The sequence below is a fragment of the Streptomyces sp. NPDC036822 genome (assembly GCF_055609145.1).
In genome coordinates this window covers 1-3,186 of sequence record NZ_JBVJPY010000057.1, presented here as the reverse complement: position 1 = coordinate 3,186, position 3,186 = coordinate 1, and the positions used below count along the sequence as shown (strand labels likewise).

Here is a 3,186-nt window from a genome sequence, read left to right as displayed (position 1 = left end):
TGCGACGACCTGCTCGACCTCGCCTCACACTACGCCGATCACCCCGCCTACCCGCGACGGCCCTCAGACGGAGATCGTTTGCGGGACAGCCCTTAGATCTGGACTTCTGAGCAGGAAATACTTGCCCGGTATCTGAGCTCGGCTCATGAATCGGATCACCATCGTGCGCGCAGCGCGCCGTCGCTGTCGGGTAGAACGGCTTGGAGCAGTGGGCTGCGTTCGTCGGTGTAGAGGGACAGGGCGCGGGCCGCTCGCGCGTCGGTTACCAGGGCAGCGAGCTCCTGGTACTGGGTCTCATCGGCGGTCACGTCTCTGATCGTTCCGTCTTTCGTCTCCCAGACGAACTCGATGTGCCATTCGGACGGCAGTGCGGTCAGGACCGCGCCGACGTCGGGTTGCAGGTCGGGCCAGACGGTCAGCAGGGCGCGCGGGCCGAGGCCGGCGCGCACCGCGTTGAGGTTTTCTGTGGTGAGACGGTGCCAGCGTGTGGCGTTGACGATGTGGGTTTCTTCCAGGAGCAGGCCTTGTCGCGTCGCCAGCTCGGTGCATACCGAAGCCCAGAAGCCTTCGTCGGCGGCTTCTGTCACCTCTGGTTCCGCAGCATAGGGGGAGGTCGGCAGCGGTTCCGCGAAGAGGCCGAGTTCCCGCGTACGGGCCACGGCGTCCGTGCAGGGTCGGTCGCTGCCCACGTACACGTACTGGTCCCATCCGACGTGCACGGTAAAAACGTCTCCCGCCTCCAGCCGACACCAGGCGCCCTGCTCACGGAGCATGACGCGGATCAGCTCCAGGGCCACCGCCAAGGGGACCTCGGCCCCGTCGTAGTAACCGGTGAGGTCAGCCGGGAAAAGGCCGCTGAGACCGTGTCCCTCGACCGCCGGCTGGGCACCAAAGTGGACGAGCCCGGGGACGGAGGGCTCACGGATCTCCAGCCGGTCGATGCCCGCAGCTTCCGCGAACGCGGAGATTGCCTCCAGGTACGCGGCCTCGACTGGCCCGTGGTCACTGACCGCCTCCTCCGCGCCCTGGTACCTGTCGTGCTCGTCACGGTCGGCGGGGTCGTACTTCGTGATCCGGTGAACGAAGGCAGGCGGCACGCTACTCCTAGTGCTCTGACCGGGAAGGTTCACCGAGTCGGTGGCCCGTCGATCACGCTCGGCGACACGGTGCGGTGATCCGCACTATAGGATCTTGGGCCCATGACTGGATCCCGGAGGGCTGGGATGGAAGAGCCGCAGATGCGCCTTGGTGCCGACGATGCGTGGCTGGACTTGACTCGGACCGGTGGTGACACCTGGCGACTCAGTGCCAACTGGTGCTCCCGGCTGACAGCCGACTTCACCGCGTACCTCAGTGATGCTGAGGTCGCGGACTTCGCGGGGCAGATGCTCTCGTGTCTGGACGCGGCGTCAGGTGAGGGCTTCTCGGCCGTGGTGACCCCTGGCCGCAATAATCCCCTGGCATTGAAGGCCCAGCCCGTCGGGGACGGTTTCGCCTTCTTCGTGCGGTTGACCCCCAACGGGGACGACACTGTGTGCCACCTTCAGATGGAACTTGATCCGATTGCCACCCGGGACCTGCGCGAAATGTTCGACGCGCTCCACGCGGCGCTGGTGACCTGACAGTTTGGAGCTCTGGAGCGGGGAGCGAGGGGCCATGCCGACTCCGGCACGGCCCCTCGTGCGCCCTCGGACGGCAGCTACGCCCTGGCCCACTCCAGCCCGAGGCTGGCCAGCGCGGCGAGTTTGTCGGCGGTCAGCTTGGCGCGGCGGCTCTTGCTGTTGCTCAGGAAGACCCCGAGCTTGACCTCCGTGCCGTCTTCCAGCCGTTCTGCGTGACCTCTGGGGACGGTCACGGAGCCTGTGCGGGTCTTGTACTGCGCGAGGGCCGCAACGCCCTTCTCGAAGGCGCTCAGCGGCGTCGTGGACGGCTTCCCGGACGCTTCCAGTTCCGGGGCCGGGGCGGGCGGGGTGATGCCGAGCTGTTCCAGGCGCTCGCGCTGCCCCTCTGTCAGGGCCTCCCACACTTTCGGCGTCCGCTGCCGCGCCAGCCACTTCCCGACATCCATCCCGTGGACCGTGACCCCGGGCAGGACCTCTGCCTGACCCTCCTCGTCGCGTACGAGTTCGCGTAGTGCGGCGTAGTGCCGCTGCCAGTCGGCTGGCCACACCGGGTTCCAGTCCGCATCCACGGCGTCCAGCGCCGTCTTCCACTGCGGCTTGCCGTCCAGCGCACCCGGCCGCCTCAAATTCGAAAGCCATTGCCCGATCGGCCGGTCCAGCATCGTCGCGGGCCGGGGCGCGCACAGCGTCCAGTGCTCCTCGTAGTACGCCTTGGCGACTTCCAGGTTCTCCTGGAAGCGTTCATCCGCCGGCGACCACACCATGCCGAGCCGTTCCAGCCGTCGGGCGCGCAGGCCGGTCATCTGCCCGGCCGCGTAGGCGCGTCGCTGCTCCGCGACCCACTGGCCAAGGGGCGTCGCACCCTCCCGGTGGCCGTACGGAACGCGGGCGTGACCCTCACGCTCGGCGTACTGCTTGAGCTTGGCCCAGCCGCGTGCCCAGTCCTGCTTCTCGGTGTCGATGACGTTGAAGGACACCCAGTCCGCGACCATCACCGGATCCCTGGGCGCGGCGAAACGCAGCAACAGACGGGACTCGTCCTCGCCCTCCTCGGGCGCCGGACCGATGTACTCGGACGGCTGCGCCACCTCTTTTTGAGGCTCCTGGGGGATGGCGAGCAATTCCACGGCCTCTTCGTCGTGAGCGCGCAGCCCCTCGAGGACTTTGACCAAGGGCCGGTATGACCCGGAGGTGAACATGTCTTCCGGCTTCTCCCCGGGCTGGAGGAATACCGGCACGATCAGCGAGGCGACCTTGCCCTGTCCGGGCTTCTGACGCAAAGCCCGCCCGACGGCCTGGACGATGTCATGCGGCGCGCCCTTCGGATCCAGCAGTGCCACAGAATCCACCGCCCGAATGTCGACGCCCTCACCCAGGACCCGGCAGTTCGCCACCACCGCACGCCGCGCCGTGCGGGCGAAACCGTCCAGGACCTCCCGCCGGCGCTCCGGGGCGTGCTCCCCGCACAGCCACCCCGCCCAAATCCGCTCCGGGTACTTCTCCGGCTGGTCAGCGTGCAGCTTCGCCGCCACACGCTCCAGCCCTTCCGCGTACGCCTGAGCCT

At 67.9% G+C, this 3,186-nt stretch carries 3 protein-coding genes; 1 reads left to right on the top strand and 2 read right to left on the bottom strand.

Features of this window, described 5'->3' with window-relative positions; all coding sequences use genetic code 11:
* Positions 1–155 precede the first annotated feature (155 nt).
* Positions 156–1,097: an RNA-binding protein gene (locus tag ACZ68P_RS36130; RefSeq protein WP_471013602.1), complete on the bottom strand. Its 942-nt coding sequence runs from the start codon at positions 1,095–1,097 to the stop codon at positions 156–158.
* A gap of 126 nt (positions 1,098–1,223) precedes the next feature.
* Here ACZ68P_RS36130 and ACZ68P_RS36125 point away from each other — a divergent pair, with 126 nt between their 5' ends.
* Positions 1,224–1,622 carry a hypothetical protein gene (locus ACZ68P_RS36125; protein ID WP_471013601.1) on the top strand — a complete coding sequence of 133 codons (399 nt, stop codon included), beginning with the start codon at positions 1,224–1,226 and terminating at the stop codon, positions 1,620–1,622.
* A gap of 77 nt (positions 1,623–1,699) precedes the next feature.
* Here ACZ68P_RS36125 and ACZ68P_RS36120 read toward each other — a convergent pair whose 3' ends face one another.
* Complete coding sequence (locus ACZ68P_RS36120; RefSeq protein WP_471013599.1) at positions 1,700–3,154, bottom strand: helicase associated domain-containing protein; 1,455 nt, start codon at positions 3,152–3,154, stop codon at positions 1,700–1,702.
* Positions 3,155–3,186: the final 32 nt, after the last annotated feature.

What these genes read in the sequence shown, in the direction of transcription:
- ACZ68P_RS36125 (WP_471013601.1), top strand. Translation starts at nt 1,224, where the DNA reads ATGGAAGAGCCGCAGATGCGCCTTGGTGCCGACGATGCGTGGCTGGAC.